Origin of the sequence: Glutamicibacter sp. BW78 (assembly GCF_002332245.1) — a bacterium.
Taxonomy (GTDB): domain Bacteria; phylum Actinomycetota; class Actinomycetes; order Actinomycetales; family Micrococcaceae; genus Arthrobacter_H; species Arthrobacter_H rhombi_A.
Genome location: NZ_NRGU01000030.1, coordinates 19,255 through 35,723 on the forward strand (window position 1 = coordinate 19,255; position 16,469 = coordinate 35,723).

At 62.8% G+C, this 16,469-nt stretch carries 13 protein-coding genes; 9 read left to right on the forward strand and 4 right to left on the reverse strand.

Annotated features, from left to right (window positions below; genetic code table 11):
- Positions 1 to 134: 134 nt before the first annotated feature.
- The gene (locus tag CIK75_RS04520; protein WP_096223283.1) at positions 135 to 1,901 is read left to right on the forward strand and encodes a biotin carboxylase N-terminal domain-containing protein; all 1,767 of its coding nucleotides are present in this window, start codon (positions 135 to 137) and stop codon (positions 1,899 to 1,901) included.
- Between the two features lie 68 nt (positions 1,902 to 1,969).
- On the opposite strand, the gene CIK75_RS04525 is transcribed toward CIK75_RS04520, so the two are convergent.
- The 3 genes from CIK75_RS04525 to CIK75_RS04535 all read right to left on the reverse strand — a co-directional run bounded on the left by CIK75_RS04525 (position 1,970) and on the right by CIK75_RS04535 (position 6,176).
- On the reverse strand, positions 1,970 to 3,358 hold the full coding sequence (locus tag CIK75_RS04525; RefSeq protein ID WP_096223284.1) for an MFS transporter: 1,389 nt from the start codon (positions 3,356 to 3,358) through the stop codon (positions 1,970 to 1,972).
- Between the two features lie 180 nt (positions 3,359 to 3,538).
- On the reverse strand, positions 3,539 to 4,669 hold the full coding sequence (locus CIK75_RS04530) for an acyltransferase family protein (RefSeq protein WP_096223285.1): 1,131 nt from the start codon (positions 4,667 to 4,669) through the stop codon (positions 3,539 to 3,541).
- Between the two features lie 103 nt (positions 4,670 to 4,772).
- Positions 4,773 to 6,176 (reverse strand): NAD(P)H-quinone dehydrogenase, encoded by a 1,404-nt coding sequence (locus CIK75_RS04535; RefSeq protein WP_241895293.1) that lies wholly within the window; start codon positions 6,174 to 6,176, stop codon positions 4,773 to 4,775.
- Between the two features lie 114 nt (positions 6,177 to 6,290).
- Here CIK75_RS04535 and CIK75_RS04540 point away from each other — a divergent pair, with 114 nt between their 5' ends.
- The 6 genes from CIK75_RS04540 to CIK75_RS04565 all read left to right on the forward strand — a co-directional run bounded on the left by CIK75_RS04540 (position 6,291) and on the right by CIK75_RS04565 (position 11,650).
- A complete protein-coding gene (locus CIK75_RS04540; RefSeq protein ID WP_096223287.1) occupies positions 6,291 to 7,070 on the forward strand; it encodes a purine-nucleoside phosphorylase in 780 nt (259 codons plus the stop codon).
- Positions 7,071 to 7,115: 45 nt separating this feature from the next.
- Positions 7,116 to 8,870: a phospho-sugar mutase gene (locus CIK75_RS04545; protein ID WP_096223288.1), complete on the forward strand. Its 1,755-nt coding sequence runs from the start codon at positions 7,116 to 7,118 to the stop codon at positions 8,868 to 8,870.
- A gap of 33 nt (positions 8,871 to 8,903) precedes the next feature.
- On the forward strand, positions 8,904 to 9,590 hold the full coding sequence (gene deoC, locus CIK75_RS04550) for a deoxyribose-phosphate aldolase (protein WP_096223289.1): 687 nt from the start codon (positions 8,904 to 8,906) through the stop codon (positions 9,588 to 9,590).
- Between the two features lie 50 nt (positions 9,591 to 9,640).
- Positions 9,641 to 9,901 carry a hypothetical protein gene (locus tag CIK75_RS04555; protein ID WP_087000585.1) on the forward strand — a complete coding sequence of 87 codons (261 nt, stop codon included), beginning with the start codon at positions 9,641 to 9,643 and terminating at the stop codon, positions 9,899 to 9,901.
- A 180-nt stretch (positions 9,902 to 10,081) separates the two neighbouring features.
- Complete coding sequence (locus CIK75_RS04560; RefSeq protein ID WP_096223290.1) at positions 10,082 to 11,125, forward strand: acyltransferase; 1,044 nt, start codon at positions 10,082 to 10,084, stop codon at positions 11,123 to 11,125.
- Positions 11,126 to 11,260: 135 nt separating this feature from the next.
- Positions 11,261 to 11,650 carry a YtxH domain-containing protein gene (locus CIK75_RS04565; protein ID WP_096223291.1) on the forward strand — a complete coding sequence of 130 codons (390 nt, stop codon included), beginning with the start codon at positions 11,261 to 11,263 and terminating at the stop codon, positions 11,648 to 11,650.
- 96 nt (positions 11,651 to 11,746) lie between these two features.
- Here the strand turns inward: CIK75_RS04565 and mfd are convergent, their stop codons facing one another.
- On the reverse strand, positions 11,747 to 15,346 hold the full coding sequence (gene mfd, locus CIK75_RS04570; protein WP_096223292.1) for a transcription-repair coupling factor: 3,600 nt from the start codon (positions 15,344 to 15,346) through the stop codon (positions 11,747 to 11,749).
- Between the two features lie 171 nt (positions 15,347 to 15,517).
- On the opposite strand from mfd, the gene CIK75_RS04575 reads away from it, so the two are divergent.
- Together CIK75_RS04575 and CIK75_RS04580 are read left to right on the forward strand one after the other, a co-directional pair.
- Positions 15,518 to 16,018: a DUF2505 domain-containing protein gene (locus tag CIK75_RS04575; RefSeq protein ID WP_087000579.1), complete on the forward strand. Its 501-nt coding sequence runs from the start codon at positions 15,518 to 15,520 to the stop codon at positions 16,016 to 16,018.
- Complete coding sequence (locus CIK75_RS04580) at positions 15,997 to 16,458, forward strand: VanZ family protein (protein WP_087000577.1); 462 nt, start codon at positions 15,997 to 15,999, stop codon at positions 16,456 to 16,458. Before CIK75_RS04575 ends, CIK75_RS04580 begins: the two co-directional genes overlap by 22 nt.
- The last annotated feature ends 11 nt before the right edge of the window (positions 16,459 to 16,469 follow it).

The window sequence follows — 16,469 nt, forward strand, 5'->3', positions numbered from 1 at the left end:
AGTGGTCATCACTAAATTTGTAGGATGACTACAAAATTAGGTGGAGACTCTCCGGAGCATGGCGTGGGATTACGTGGATAACCCACAAGCGCAGGTAGGCTCCAAACAGTAAAGTTTAAGGAGTTCCACCCGCCATGCCCCAGCTGACCAAGGTCCTCATCGCCAACCGTGGCGAGATCGCCGTCCGAGTCATCCGCGCGGCCCGCGACGAGGGCATCGCATCCGTCGCCGTCTACGCCGAACCCGACCGCGAGGCACTGCACGTCCGACTCGCCGACGAAGCCTTCGCTCTCGGTGGCCAGAGTGCCGCCGACTCGTACCTGGTGATGGACAAGGTCCTGGCGGCCGCCCAGGCCTCCGGTGCCGACGCCATTCATCCCGGATACGGCTTCCTCTCGGAGAACGCCGACTTCGCCCAGCGCGTCATCGACGCCGGGCTGACCTGGATCGGCCCCTCCCCCGCAGCTATTGCCCAGCTCGGCGATAAGGTACAGGCCCGACATATCGCCACCAAGGTCGGTGCTCCGCTGGTTCCCGGAACCAAAGAACCGGTCAAGTCGACGCAGGAAGTCCTGGACTTCGCCGATCAGCACGGCCTACCGTTGGCCATCAAGGCTGCCTACGGGGGTGGCGGCCGGGGCATCAAGGTGGTTCGCCATCGGGACGAAATTGCTGAGGCCTATGAGTCTGCTGTCCGTGAGGCCACCGCAGCCTTCGGCCGTGGCGAATGTTTCATCGAACGTTTTCTCGATGCTCCCCGGCACGTCGAAACCCAGTGCCTGGCCGACTCCCACGGCAACGTGGTGATCGTCTCCACCCGCGACTGCTCACTGCAGCGCCGGAACCAGAAGCTCGTCGAAGAGGCTCCAGCCCCTTTCCTGAGCGAGGAACAGACCCACAACCTTTACGAATCCTCCAAGGCCATCCTCCGGGAAGCGAACTACGTGGGGGCAGGCACCTGCGAGTTCTTGATCGGCACTGACGGGATCATCTCCTTCCTGGAGGTCAACACCCGCCTCCAGGTGGAGCACACCGTCTCCGAAGAAGTCTCCGGCATCGACCTGGTGCGCGAACAGTTCAGAATGGCCCGCGGGGAAGAGCTCGGATATTCAGATCCCCAGCTCCGGGGCCACTCCTTCGAGTTCCGCATCAACGGCGAGGATGCCGGACGCGGGTTCATGCCCGCCCCCGGGACCATATCCACGCTCCGCCTGCCCACCGGGCCCGGTGTCCGCGTCGATTCGGGGGTGGAACAAGGCGAAACCGTTTCGGGGAATTTCGACTCGATGATCGCCAAGCTCATCGTCACCGGCGCTACCCGCAACGAAGCCGCCGGCCGGGCCCGTCGTGCCCTGGATGAAATGGTCGTCGAGGGCATGCCCACGGTGCTCCCCTTCCACCGCGCGGTCATGGCAGATCCGGCTTTTGTGCCCGCCACCGGCCCTTTCACCGTCCACACCCGCTGGATCGAGACGGAGTACGAGAACACCATCGAGCCGTGGAGCCCTTGCGGGGCTGCCACCGAGAACTCGGATGAGCGCCAGAAGGTCACCGTGGAAGTCGGGGGCAAACGCCTCGAGGTCATCCTGCCGGCCGGTCTGGGCGGCTCCTCAGGGAGCGCGAAGAGCAATGGCAAGTCCAAACGTAAACGCACCAACCGGAGCGGTTCGGGCAGCACCACCACCGGCGACAGCCTGACCTCACCCATGCAGGGAACCATCGTGAAGGTTGCCGTCGCCGATGGCGACATCGTGGCCGAAGGTGACCTTGTCGTCGTGCTGGAGGCCATGAAGATGGAACAGCCACTGACAGCCCACCGCGCGGGAACCATCACGGGGCTGACCGCCACCGCGGGAGAGACCGTATCCGCCGGGGCGGTCCTGGCCAGCATCCTGGACTAAACCTCCGGATCATGACTGAAGGCCTGCCACCCTCTCGGGTGGCAGGCCTTCAGTGGTTCGGGAAGGAATTAGGCGACGTTGTTCTCGAAGTCCTGGTCCTTGGTCTCGCCGGTCATCAGCAAGGCCACCATCGTCAGTGCCGCAGCTGCCGCAAGGTAGACGCCCACCCAAACCGTATTGCCTCCTCCTGCTTGCCACAGCGCGATGGCCACGAAGGACGCGGGGGCCGCTCCGATCACCGAGGACAGATTATAAGCCACGGCCGAGCCCGTATAGCGCACATTGGCAGGGAAAAGCTCCGGCAAATAGGCCGCCATCGGCCCGAAAGTCAGCCCCATCAGCGATAGCCCGATGATCAGTCCGACCATGGCGGCCCCGGTACCGGGGCCGAAGAACAGTGTCCAGGAGGCACCGAACACGAGGATCAGCAGCGAAACACCCAGCAGGAACCGGCGCCGCCCGAACTTCTCGGCCAGCGGTCCTGAAATGAGGATGAAGATCCCGAAGAACACCATGCCGATGATCAGCATCCACAGGAATTCGGTCCGCGGAACGCCCAGGCCCGGCACGAAGGCTGCCTCGGCTGCGGCATCAAAGACCTTGCCCTTGGCTTCGGCTGCGGCGCGGGCCTGATCGACGGTGGCCGCCGAGGTGCCGTAGGTCAGCGTGAAGGACGTCATCAGGTAGAACAGCACGTAGGTGGCGAACATGATGATGGTGCCGGCCAGAACAGGGCGCCAATGGAATTTGAAGGTCTGCTTGACCGGAGACTTCATGACCTTTTTCTGGGTCACGACGTTCTGGAACGGTACAGATTCCACCAGCTTCAACCGCACATAGATCCCGACGCCGACGAGGACCGCTGAGAGGATGAAGGGCACCCGCCACCCCCAAGCCTGGAACTGCTCAGGGGAGAGCCCCAGCTGCAGCCCGACGAAGACCAGGTTGGCGATGATGAAACCGATCGGGGCACCCAACTGCGGGAAGGTGCCGTAGATGGCGCGTTTATTCGGCGGAGCGTTCTCGGTGGCCAGTAACGCAGCACCCGACCATTCGCCGCCCAAGGCCAGTCCCTGCGCGAAACGCAGCAGGACCAGCAGCAAGGGCGCCAACACCACGAAGCCACCACTGGCCTCGGGCAGGAAGCCGATAAAGAACGTCGCGATGCCCATGGTCATCAGCGAGGCAACCAAGGTCCCCTTGCGTCCCACCTTGTCTCCGAAATGGCCGAAGAGCACCGAACCGAGAGGACGGGCGAGGAAGGCGACCCCGAAGATCGCGAACGAACTCAGGATGGCGTTGATGTTCGTGGCATTGGGGAAGAACAGCGCCGGGAACACCAAGACGGAAGCCGTCGCATAGGCATAAAAGTCGTAGAACTCGACCGTCGTCCCGATCATGCTCGAGAAAATCACGCGACCTCGCGTGTTCGCTTTCGGCGAGGCGGTGCTGGGCATACTGGACACTATCGTGACCCCTTTGCTGCGAGATGATCAATATTCTTGGGCAATCCTAGAACTTTTGACTAGAAGCTTGCCGAAGTGTCCACATAATGGACACTTTCAGTTCGAGAACAGTTTCTGGCGAAGACCAATCTCGCCCCTTCATCGACACGGCGGCGCACTGTTCAGTCACATCTATGCCGACCCGCCTCGAAAAGGTCGATCTTCTCTCACGGCGCGTGTTTCAAGCCAGCGCCCAACCCTGCTCACGACAGGTGGCGCAACAAATAAGAACCGGAATCTGGTCCCTGATACGAGCCAGTGAACCGTCAGGGAGAGCCCAAGTATCATGAAGGTGACCAGCATGGGATACAAAGAGCCCCAAAAGGCCGACCCAAAAACAGCCTCTCGGAACTCGGTACCGACTTGACTCTGGCCAAACAAAAGCCAGATGTACAAGAATAGAGCGTGCAAAACATAAATCGCGAGCGTTCGGCGGCCTATCGTCTGCCCTAAACGGCGAATTATCTTCAAGTCGCCCATTTTGATAACCACTGCAAGAGCCAATGCGGCGAAAGAAAGTTGAACCACCAGTCCCAACGCCCCCTGTATGACCTCGACGTTTACCCTTCCATGCACAAAGAGGGCCATTGGCGGCACCATGAGTAACACCAATAGATGCCATAGCCGGACCTTTTGAGTCATCTGGGACAGCCAACGGGCGCCATAAACTCCCAGCGCAAAGAAAATCATCGATCCGGGCAGTCGAGTCCACATGGCTGGGCTTTCGGACCATGCATGCATAGCGATAAAAACAATGACTAGAGTTGCCAAAACGCACCACGCCGGGACTTGTCGGCAAACGGCCAACACGGGCACGAAGACTACTAGAGCAAATATGTACCAAAGCGTCGTATCAGGAAGAACCAGATTAAGAGCGAAATCGCGGACTCCAGTTATCCGGTGTGGAAGGTCCCCTGTTGTGAAGAGAAAAAATGCACCGTAAATACCGAGCCATAAGAAGTAGAAGTAAGCATTCGTGAAAATGTTTACGTATACACCCGAAGCGCCAAACCCGCGTCGGATTTTTTTTGACGCCAACATTCCTGACAAGAGCAGAAGCATCGGGATCCGGATACTGCCCATCAGCCCATTCTGAAAGGACCAAAAGCCACTTAAAGGTGGATTTTCGGCACCAGGGATGTCGTGATAATCCCAGAGGACAACATGGAACAATACGATGGCGATAACAGATAAGCCCCGAGCGCTATCGACCCACGAGATTCGCCCTAAGGTTGCCTCTGGATCGGAGTAAGTGCGGGACATGCGATGAATCCGATCCACCACGTAGCTAAGCGAGATCAGTCGCCGACTGCCCGCAGGAAGATTCCTACGGCAAGACCAGTATGGTAGCTATGCTTCCCCTCGTCTAGAGGTGTTTATGCAACCGGCGTGCCGCTTCGGAGACCGAACCGGACAGCGAGGGGTAGACCGTGAAGGTCTGGGCCATATCGTCCACATGCAACCGGTTCTGTACGGCCAGTGCGATCGGGTAGATCAGTTCGGAAGCACGCGGGGCGACCACCACGCCGCCGATCACCGTGCCGGAACCCCGGCGGGCGATGATCTTCACGAAACCTTCCTTGACGTTCATCATCTTCGCCCGGGCGTTGGTGGCCAGATCCAGCTTGATGATGTCGCCCTGGTATTTGTCCTCGTTCACTTGGGCTTCGGTCACGCCGACGGTGGCGATCTCGGGGCTGGTGAAGATATTGGCGGAAACCTCGTGGGTCTTCAATGGCCGAACCCCGTCACCCATCAGGTGGGCAATGGCGATACGTCCCTGCATGGCCGCCACGGAGGCCAAGGCGAAGACGCCGGTGCAGTCCCCTGCCGCATAGACGTTGGGGGCAGTGGTGCGTGAGACCCCATCGACCTGGATATGGCCGGAGTCGTTCATTTCGATGCCGGCCTCCTCCAGACCGATACCCGCGGTATTCGGAATGCCGCCGACAGCCACCAAGCAGTGGCTGCCTTCCAGGACCCGCCCGTCGTTGAGCGTGACCTTCACGCCATCGGCGGTCCGGTCCACGGCCTGGGCGCGAGATTTGGCCGCCACTTCCAAGCCGTTGGCCTCAAACGCTTCCTCGAGGACCGCCGCGGCATCCGCGTCCTCGCCGGGCAGTACTCGTTCACGCGATGACACCAGGGTCACGCGACTTCCCAGCAGGCTGTAGGCCGAGGCGAATTCGGCACCGGTCACACCGGATCCGACGACGATCAGGTGTTCGGGTAGTTCCTTGAGGTTGTAGACCTGCGTCCAGTTGAAGATGCGTTCGCCGTCGGGTTTGGCGGTCGGCAATTCGCGGGGGTGGGCACCCAGGGCCAGCAGGATGGCGTCGGCTTCCAGGGTCTCTTCACCCCCGTCGTTGCGGGCAACGGCGATGGTGCGGTTGTCCAGCAGTCGCCCTTCCCCGAGGACGACCCGGACTCCGGCGCGTTCGAGGCCGATGCGGATGTCCCTGGACTGGCTATGGGCCAGTTCCATGAGTCGGGCGTTCACCACGGGCAGGTCGGCACTGGCGTCCGCCTTGCCCTCGACGGTGACGCCGAAGGAGCCGGCACCGCTGACGCGGCGCATGGCATCGGCGGTGGCGATCAGCGTCTTGGAGGGAACCACATCGGTCAAGACCGCCGAACCGCCCATGCCTGCCCGTTCGACGATCGTCACCTCGGCGCCGAGTTGGGCAGCCACGATGGCCGCCTCATAGCCGCCCGGTCCGCCGCCGAGGATGATTAGCCGCTGGGATGTTTTGCTTTGTTCTACGCTCACGCCAGCCCATTCTCCACTACCGGCGAGCAACTTGCACACCAGCCCCTGTACCGGCAGCGCGGTATCCACCGGTAGATTGGTGGGGTGAACGATTTCAACGATGCCCCCTTCCGAATGGCCGACGAAGCAGCTGCCGCCCTTGCCGAACAGACCGGCGTGCCAGCCCATGACATTGCCCTGGTGCTGGGCTCTGGTTGGGGGGAGGCCGCCGAACTGATCGGGGAAACCACCCACACCCTGGATGCGGCGACCCTTCCGGGTTTTCATGCCCCCGCCGTCGTCGGGCATACGGGAACGATTCGTTCCATCCTGACGCCCGCCGGGAAGCGGGTTCTGGTACTGGGGGCACGCACCCACTATTACGAAGGTCAGGGCGTCCGCTCGGTCGTCCATGGGGTCCGCACGGCAGCTGCCGCCGGCTGCACCACGCTCGTGTTGACCAACGGTTGTGGCGGTCTCAACGAGGCCTGGACCCCGGGGACACCGGTGCTGATCAGCGACCACATTAATCTCACCGCTGCTTCACCGCTCGAGGGTGCCACCTTCGTTGACCTGACCGATCTGTATTCCTCGCGTCTGCGCGCGATCGCCCGCGAGGTCGACCCGAGCCTGGACGAGGGCGTCTACGCCCAGTTCGCCGGCCCGCACTACGAAACCCCCGCCGAAGTGCAGTACGCCAAGCGGATCGGAGCGGACCTGGTGGGAATGTCCACCGCTCTGGAGGCCATCGCCGCCCGCCACGCCGGCCTGGAGGTCTTCGGTATCTCGCTGGTGACCAACCTCGCCGCCGGGATCAGCCCGGTCCCCTTGAGCCATGCCGAAGTCATCGAGGCGGGCCAAGCCGCAGGACCGCGGATCTCCGCGTTGTTGGCCGATATCGTCGGACGTATCTGAGTCCTCCGGCCGCCCAGCAGCATCTGACCGAACCTGAGGAGCACCGTGAACCCCGCATCCGCACCGTCCGACGGCCTTCTGGCCCGCGCCGCCGCGTGGGCTGCCGCAGACCCTGACCCGGCTACCGCCGCCGAGCTCACCGGACTGGTGAGCGCGGCGAGGAACGACGCCGATTCCCGCGAAGAACTCGCTGATAGGTTTTCCGGACCCTTGGCTTTCGGGACGGCAGGCCTGCGAGCGGCCCTGGGGGCCGGCCCGAACCGGATGAATCGCGTCGTCGTGCGGCATACGGCTGCCGGTGTCGCACGGTATCTGCTCGACATCGCTGCCGGAGCGTACACCCCCCGGGCCGTGGTGGGTTTCGACGCCCGCTACAACTCGGATGTCTTTGCCGAGGAAACGGCAGCGATCTTCACTGCCGCCGGCATCGAAACGTTCCTGATGCCTGCCCTGCTGCCCACCCCGGTCCTCGCTTGGGCCGTTCTGGCGTTGGGGTGCGAAGCAGGGGTCATGGTGACCGCCAGTCACAACCCTCCCCAGGACAACGGCTATAAGGTCTACCTCGGCGGCCGGGCCGTCACCGACGCGGGCCAGGGCGCCCAGATTGTCGCCCCCATGGACGTCGATATCGCCGAGCGGATTGCCGCCAGCGGCCCGCTAGCGGGCATCGAACTCGCAGAGGCCGGGTGGACCGTCCTGCCCGCAGCCGGCGAACCTGGAGATATCCAGGCCCGCTACCTTGAGGCGATCACTTCCCTGGTCCCGGCCGATGAGGCCGAACGGGCGAGCCGTTCGGCCCTGCGCATCGTCCTGACCCCGATGCACGGTGTCGGGGGCGACACGATGGCGCGGGCCTTCACCGCTACCGGTTTCACCGATATCCGGCTCGTTGCCGAACAGGCAGAGCCCGATCCGGACTTTCCTACGGTCGCCTTCCCCAACCCGGAGGAACCCGGGGCCATCGACCTGGCTGTGGCCCTCGCCCGGAACGCGGACGCCGATCTGGTCATCGCCAACGACCCGGATGCCGACCGCTGCGCCGCGGCCGTGAATGATCCGGCCACCGGATGGCGGATGCTCACCGGCGACGAGGTCGGCGCCCTGCTCGGCACCCATGTTGCTCGTCGGCTCTCCCGGGCGGAGGCCCCGTCGGGGCCTCCGCCGGTTTTTGCGAATTCGATTGTGTCTTCCCGATTGCTCTCACGGATCGCTGCCGGTGCCGGTATCGCCCACGGGGCCACCTTGACCGGCTTCAAATGGATTTCCAGGGTTCCAGGTTTGTCCTTCGGCTATGAGGAGGCCCTGGGCTACTGCGTCGCCCCGGAACTGGTCCGCGATAAGGACGGGATGTCGGCAGCCCTGCTGCTGGCCGAATTCGCGGCCCACCTCAAGGCCTCCTCACGCAGCCTGCTCGACGAGCTCGACGAGTTGGCCCTGGACCACGGGGTACATGCAACGGATCAACTCTCGGTCCGGGTTTCCTCGCTTGAGGAACTCGACCAGCTCATGGCACGCCTGCGGACCCGGTCCCCCGCCTCCTTGGCCGGTTCCCCGGTGATAACCGTCACCGATCTGGCGGCGGGGACCGACGGACTACCGCCCACCGATGCCATGCTGTACATCACCGAGGATGACAGCCGGGTCATCGTCCGCCCCAGTGGCACCGAGCCCAAACTCAAGTGCTACCTCGAGGTCATCGAACCGGTCGCGTCACCCAAGGATCTGCCCGCCGCCCGCGAGCGGGCCCGGCAACGATTGGCCGCGGTGCGCACCGACACCGGCACCGCCCTCGGCCTCTAACCCCCACCACCTGAAAACCACCGAGAGGTAGACATGACCCAGCCCACCGGCGCCACCATTGCCGCCTATATCGACCACACGCTACTCAAGCCGGACGCCTCGCGCGAGGCAGTGCTGAAGATCGCTGCAGAAGCCGCGGAATACGGGTTCAAATCGGTGTGTGTGAACCCGCTCTGGGTGGCCACCGTCGCCCGGGCGCTCAAGGATTCGAACGTCCTGACCTGCTCGGTCATCGGTTTCCCTTTCGGGGCAACCACCACCGCAGTGAAGTCCTTCGAGGCCGCGGGGGCGATCGCCGATGGGGCCAGTGAAATCGATATGGTCATCGACATTGCCGCGGCGCGCCGCGGTGATCGGGACGCCCTGGTCGCCGATATCGGCGGTGTCGCCGGCACGGTGCACGACGGCGGTGCGATCCTGAAGGTGATCATTGAAACCTCCCTGCTCGATGACGAGGCCAAGGTTCTGGCCTGTGAGGCAGCAGTCGAAGCGGGAGCCGATTTCGTGAAGACCTCCACCGGTTTCGCCGGCGGCGGGGCCACCGCGGAAGACATCACCTTGATGCGCCGCACGGTCGGGGAAGGCCTGGGGGTGAAAGCCTCGGGAGGGGTCCGTTCCCTCGCCGATGCCCAAGCAATGATCGACGCCGGAGCCACCCGGCTTGGAGCCAGCTCAGGAGTTGCTATTGTAGAGGGTGAGCAGGGAACCGCCGGCTACTAGCGCGAGCGCGCACCACCGCCAGCCGGCGCTGGACAACAAGGAGAATCACCGTGTACTCAGATGGCAAGAGCAAGGCCTATTCGGGCCAAGGCAACTTCGCAGGCAACTTCCTGGCTTTCGCCGTGTTCTTCATCCTCTTCTTGGGCGCCTTGTACTCCTTGACCTTCTGGACGTTGGAAAATGCCTGGTTGCCTGGCCTGGCCTGCTTCCTTCTGGCCTTCCTGGCGTTCGGGATCCCCCAGCACCTCTTGGGCCGCGCCGATTCGCACCAGGCTGATCGTGTCGTTGCCGCCGAGGTCGTCAAGAAGTAAAGCAACACCCCCACGCAGAGAAGGTGCCCACCGGTTTTCCGGTGGGCACCTTCGTCATTACCGCAGGTAGTTTTAAGCTTTTTTTAGGTACTCTCCACGGTGGCTATACGTACCATCCTGAAGTACTTTTGGCCAGAAGCGTCCTAACATAGGCACGCAGTTGCCATCGTGGGGAGAAGCGTGAAACTCGGGGAGTTGTTCGATGCCAAATCGAATGGTCTGAACTCGATTCGACTCATTATGGCGGTGGGTGTGATTGTCTATCACTCGTTTCCAATCACAGGGACCGTCATCGCTTACGGTCCGGTCCACCAGCTACTGGGACAGATATTCGTCGATGCGTTCTTCGCGATCTCTGGTTATCTCATCGTGGGATCATGGGTACGGCGTCCTCAATTTTTTGAATACATACTTGCCCGCGTCCTTCGGATCATGCCCGCCTACTATGTGTGCTTATTGGTCACCGGCTTCATTTTCGTACCTGTCTACTTGCTACTGACCCAAGGGTCGTGGACCTCCTGGTTATCCGATTCCGCAGAGTACGTCAGAAGTAATTTCGCCCTTTGGCAAAACCAATACAACATCGGCTCTACCTTGGGCGAAGTGCCATATCCGAACGTGTGGAATGGTTCGCTGTGGACGCTCGCATGGGAGTTCCTTTGCTATTTGGGAGTCCTGGCACTTGGCCTCACCCGTTTGCTGAGCAAAAGGATTTGCCTCGTGCTATTCGTCGCTTGTCTGGCGACGTCCTGCCTTGTCACCTTCACCGAGGTCTCGCACTTCTGGCTCAACAACGGCTCTCGATTCGGACTTATGTTTCTGGCCGGGGCTTTGATCTACTTTTATCAGGACCGTCTGGTAGCAACTCGCGCAGCCCTGATTGCTGCTTCGATAGTTGTCTGTGGCAGCATGTTCCTGCCTGACTACCGCATCATCGCCGCCCTGCCATTGGCGTATTCCTGCATCACTTTGGGGGGGTTCTTAAAGCATTCAATATTCCGGCTAAAAAACGATATTTCCTATGGTGTTTACATCTACGCCTTCCCCATCCAACAACTTCTCGCGGTCACTGGTTTTTATGCTGCCGGGGTCGGACCGTTCGCCATAGTTGCGATGATCATCACCATCTGCTTCGCCACAGGTAGTTGGTTTGCCATCGAAAAGCCGGCAAACAACCTCCGTCGGCGTATTGGTAAACGACGCGCTTCACCAACGTTGGCCTGACGTCGTTTCATTCAATTGAAGCTCGCATCACAAAAAATCTACTCTCCAGTCTCTCGGTGCACAGCAGCTGCGAACACGTTAGTGTGGGAAACGGGTTCCATACCGGATCCCACGCTTGAGCTAAGGAGGATTGCAATGCGCATCTTTACGTTTCTGGCCGGAGCAGCGGTGGGATACCTGGTCGGCGCCCGCGCTGGCCGCGAGAGGTATGACCAGATCCGCGATAAGGCCCAGGACCTGTGGAATGACCCCCGTACGCAGGAGAAGCTGAACGACGTCGGCTCCACGATCAAGGAAAAGGCGCCCGATGTAGGTTCGGCAGCCGCTTCCGCGGCAGGCACCGTCGCCGACAAGGTCAAGGAAACCGCGACCAATGCTTCGCACCGCGCCACGTCATCCGACTCCGATACCCCGCCTCATGCCAGCGACCACGTTTCCGATCCGTCGCTGGGCTCGGCAGGGGGCACCAGCGATTGGGCCGATGAGGGTGGCGCCACGCCATCGGGTCCCAGCGTCGTCAAATAGCAGCACGATCAACCCATCGGGGCCTTGCCTCGGTGTCCGGCTCGGCCCGGTCGAACCAGCACGGTTCGGCCGGGCCTCGCTCGTGGTGCCGGCGTCTCAGTCCTCGAACAGGGCCTCCAGCACCTGGCCCGCCCAGGTGAGGATCTCGGCGTCGGCCAGGTCGCGCCCACCGACCGGGGCCGTCTTGGGTTTGGGGATCATCACTGCATCCAGGGCCGGCTTGTTCTGCGCCCCCTTATACATGCGATTCAGGCGCAAGAGTTTCGATTCGGGCAAGGTGGCGGGGGCGAACTTGATGAAGTTTCCTTGCATCGCCACATCCGTCAGCCCCGCCGCACGCGCCCTCACCCGGAAACGGGCCACCTCGATCAGGTTGACCACCGCTGCCGGCGGTTCGCCATAACGGTCGGCGAGCTCGGCGACGACGCCATCGATGCCCTCGGTATCGGTGGCACCGGCCAGCTTGCGGTAGGCCTCCAGGCGCAGCCGCTCCCCCGGCACGTAATCGTGCGGCAGGTGGGCGTTGACCGGCAGCTCGATCTTCATATCAGCCACCTTCTCTTCGGTTTCGCCCTTGAAGTCGGCCACGGCTTCGCCGACCAACCGGATATACAGGTCGAACCCGACCCCGGCGATATGCCCCGACTGTTCACCGCCCAGCAGGTTGCCCGCACCACGGATTTCCAGGTCCTTCATGGCCAGTTGGAAGCCCGAACCCAACTCGTTATGGGCCGCTACGGCCTTGAGCCGTTCCAGGGCCACCTCCCCCAACGGTTTCTCCGCGTTCCAGAGGAAATAGGCGTAGGCCCGGTCGCGGCCGCGCCCCACCCGGCCACGCAGCTGGTGTAGCTGGCTCAGGCCGTAGTTGTTCGCCCGGTCCACGATCAGGGTGTTCGCATTGGAAATATCCAGACCGGTTTCGATGATGGTGGTTGAGACGAGGACATCGAATTTCCGATCCCAAAAATCCACGATGATCTGCTCGAGCCTGGCTTCGCTCATCTTGCCGTGCGCAACTTCGACCCGGGCCTCGGGGACGATTTCACGCAGCTTCGCGGCCACCGAGTCGATGGAGGAGACCCGGTTGTGGACGAAGAACACCTGCCCTTCACGCATGAGTTCACGCCGGATCGCCGCAGAGACTTGTTTATCGGTATGCGGACCGACATAGGTCAGCACCGGATGGCGCTCCTCCGGCGGGGTGGCCAACGTGGAGGTCTCCCGGATCCCGGTCAACGACATCTCCAGGGTCCGCGGGATCGGTGTCGCCGACATGGCCAGAACGTCGACGTCGGTGCGCATCTGCTTCAGCGCTTCCTTATGTTCGACGCCGAAACGTTGCTCCTCATCGACGATCACCAACCCCAGGTCCTTGAACTGGACTTCCTTCGAGAGCAGCCGGTGGGTGCCGACGACGACGTCGATCGATCCGTTCTTCAGCCCCTCCACGGCCTCCTTGGCCTCCTTGGGTGTCTGGAAACGCGAGAGCGATGCCACCCTGACGGGGAAACCCGAGAACCGGTCGCCGAAGGTCTCGACGTGCTGGCGGGCCAGCAGGGTCGTGGGCACCAGGACGGCCACTTGTTTGCCGTCCTGCACCGCCTTGAATGCCGCACGCACCGCGACCTCGGTTTTACCGAATCCGACGTCACCGGAGATGAGCCGGTCCATCGGGATCTCCCGCTCCATATCGGCCTTGACCTCATTGATGGTGGTTAGCTGATCTGGGGTCTCGATGAAGGGGAAGGCCTCCTCGAGTTCGGACTGCCAGGGGGTGTCCGCGGCGAAGGCGTGGCCGCGGGAAGCCATCCGGGCGGAGTAGAGCCGGATGAGGTCGGCGGCGATCTCCTTGACCGCCCGGCGCGCCTTGGACTTCGTGTTCGACCAGTCGCTGCCACCCATCTTGGACAGGGAAGGGGCCTCACCACCGACATAGCGGGTGACCTGGTCCAGCTGGTCGGTGGGCACGAAGAGCTTATCGCCCGGGGCCCCGCGTTTGGACGGGGCGTATTCGAGGACCAGGTATTCGCGGACGGCCCCCGAGGTTCCGCCGACCTTGCGCTGGATCAACTCGAGAAAACGGGCGATGCCATGTTGCTCGTGCACCACGAAGTCGCCTTCGCTTAATTGCAACGGATCCACGGCGTGACGACGACGGGCGGCCAGTTTGCGGGTCGACTTCGCCGAATAGGCGCTGGACCTGCCCAAGAGGTCAGCCTCGGTGAGCAACCCCAATTTGAGCGAGTCGAAGACGAAACCCCTGCCGGCCACCGCCGTCGTGATTTCGATGAGCCCCTCGGTGGGGGTGTCGTCCACGCTGTCCACCCGGTGGCACGGAATCCCCGCGTCGTGGAAGAGCTCGGCCAGCCGGCTGGCAGGGCCCGGCCCGTCGGTGGCCACGACCACGCGCCAGTTGTCCCTGACCCGGGAGCCGATGAACTCCATCATTTCGGCCACGTCGCCCTGGTATCCGCGCGGTTCACGGGCCTGAACATTGAGCGAATCAATATCCAGTTCGATGTCCTCGTCCTGGGTCAGCGACGTGATCGACCACCAGCTGACCTGGGAGGCCAGGGCGTTGGACCGGGTATCGGCCAGGGTGGAGAAGTTTCCGGCATCCAAAACGTCACTGATCCCCTGGGTCTGGAGGAGATCCACGGGGGCTGCACCGCCGTCGGAGGCGGTGGACCAGGCAGCAGCCAAGAATTCGGCATTGGTTTGGGAGAGGTCGTGGGAGCGGGTTCTGACCCGTTCGGGTTCCATGATCACCGCAACGGAATCTGCCGGTAGTTGGCTGACGAACGGGACCATGCCATCCACCAGGACCGGCGCCAGGGACTCCATACCCTCCACGGCAATGCCACCGGCAATCTTTTCCAACATGTCCGCCGCTGCGGGCATCGACTCCTTGAGCCGGGCGGCGCGGGACATCACCGACGGGGTGATCAACAGTTCGCGGCACGGTGGCGCGTACAAGACCGTGGGGTCGGCAATACCGCCTTCGGATTTATCTGCCTTGGAGAAGGACCGCTGGTCGGCGACGGCGAACCAGCGCATGGATTCGACCTCGTCACCGAAGAAGTCGATACGGATCGGGTGGTCCTCGGTGGGTGGGAAGACGTCAAGGATCCCGCCGCGAACGGCGAACTCACCGCGGTGGGTCACCATATCCACGCGCGCATACGCGGCGTCGGCCAGTTCGTGGACGACCGCGTCGAAGGGACGCTCCTCCCCCAGGGCCAAACGCACCGGGGCCAGATCCCCCAGTCCTTTGACGAGCGGCTGGACCACCGAACGGATGGGGGCGACGACGACCTGCAGGCTGCCGTCCGGGTGGGCCAGTCGGCGCATCACCTTCAGGCGTCGTCCCACGGTGTCCGAGCGCGGGGACAACCTCTCATGCGGGAGGGTCTCCCAACTCGGGAACTCGTCCACGGCACCGTCGGGCAGATAGGCGCGCAGGGCCCCGGTGAGTTCTTCGGCCTCCCGGCCGGTGGCGGTCACCGCCAGGACGATTCCGGTACCGGCGGCGGAGAGCCCATCAACGATTTCGGTGACCAAGGCGGCCCGCAGCCCCGCCGGCGCAGCCACCTGGAGATCCTGACTGCGATCGTCGAAGCCCTTCGAGGCGTAGGTGCGCACGCGCGCATAGGACGGGTCGGCGGCCAAAGCCGCACGAAGGCCAGTCAGGGCCATGGGGTTCCTTCCGGGAAACAGCACAAAAGCCCGGAATCCATACTGGATCCCGGGGAGGGTGCCAGCTTACCGCGATTCACCTCCGGACCCGTAGCATGGTCCCAGACCGCGCTGTGCCTCCCGGGCCGGTGCACGAGACCATCCACGCTGAACCCAGAGCACAGGAGTGCCATGCCGCTGAATGCTTCCACCTCGCTGCCGTACCCCGTTGACGCCCTCACCCGGGTTTTCACCCGGAAGGACTTCGCCGAGCACATTAGCCAGCGTGCCGGTGCCACCTTGAACGATTTCACCCTCTCCGGGTCCACCGATGCGGCGTTCACCCTGACCACGACCCGGACCGTCCCCACCGACCGGCTCCCGGATCTGGTCAAAAAATTTGTCGGGGCCACCTTATCGCTCACCCAACGCGAGAACTGGTCGGCGCCGGCTGCCGATGGCAGCCGGTCCGCAGACATCAAGATCGAGGTTGCCGGAGCCCCCGTTACCGTGACAGCTGTGCAGAAGCTCATCACCGACAGTGAGGGAACCACGGTCGAGCTGGATGGCAAGGTCAGCTCCTCGATTCCGTTCCTGGGCCCCAAGATCGCTTCCAGCGCCGAACCGATGCTGGCCAAGGTCCTGAATCTGCAGACCAGCGAAGCACGTACGTGGCTGGACCAGAAGCAGTAGCCTCCACCGGCCGGCGTCGCCGCGTCGTGGCGCTGGGCGTCACGGCGACGATTTATCTCCTCGCGGTGGCGTTCATCGTCTTCTGGCCGGTCCCGGTCGACCGTCCTGCCCAGGACACGCTGCCAAAGTTGTTGGAGAGCTGGCATGCCGCCGGGGTCCCGTTGTGGGTGGACTATCAGCTGATTGAGTGGCTGGCCAACGTGGTCATGTTCCTCCCCTGGGGTGTGCTGGGCACCTTAATTCTGCCCCGCAGCTGGTGGTGGCTGGTCCCCTTTTCGGGGCTGCTGGCCAGCGCCGCGGTGGAAAGCGCCCAATACGTCTTCCTCCCGGCCCGCTTCGCATCCGCCGCCGATATCGTGGCCAATACCGCGGGTGCAGTGATCGGATATGCGGGCACCGCACTCGTCATTTTTTGCGTCAGGCGCCGCGCGAAGCGGTAGGATCGTTGACG

What these genes read in the sequence shown, in the direction of transcription:
- CIK75_RS04520 (WP_096223283.1), top strand. Translation starts at nt 135, where the DNA reads ATGCCCCAGCTGACCAAGGTCCTCATCGCCAACCGTGGCGAGATCGCC.
- CIK75_RS04525 (WP_096223284.1), bottom strand. Translation starts at nt 3,358, where the DNA reads ATGCCCAGCACCGCCTCGCCGAAAGCGAACACGCGAGGTCGCGTGATT.
- CIK75_RS04530 (WP_096223285.1), bottom strand. Translation starts at nt 4,669, where the DNA reads ATGTCCCGCACTTACTCCGATCCAGAGGCAACCTTAGGGCGAATCTCG.
- CIK75_RS04540 (WP_096223287.1), top strand. Translation starts at nt 6,291, where the DNA reads ATGGCCGACGAAGCAGCTGCCGCCCTTGCCGAACAGACCGGCGTGCCA.
- deoC (WP_096223289.1), top strand. Translation starts at nt 8,904, where the DNA reads ATGACCCAGCCCACCGGCGCCACCATTGCCGCCTATATCGACCACACG.
- CIK75_RS04565 (WP_096223291.1), top strand. Translation starts at nt 11,261, where the DNA reads ATGCGCATCTTTACGTTTCTGGCCGGAGCAGCGGTGGGATACCTGGTC.
- mfd (WP_096223292.1), bottom strand. Translation starts at nt 15,346, where the DNA reads ATGGCCCTGACTGGCCTTCGTGCGGCTTTGGCCGCCGACCCGTCCTAT.
- CIK75_RS04575 (WP_087000579.1), top strand. Translation starts at nt 15,518, where the DNA reads ATGCCGCTGAATGCTTCCACCTCGCTGCCGTACCCCGTTGACGCCCTC.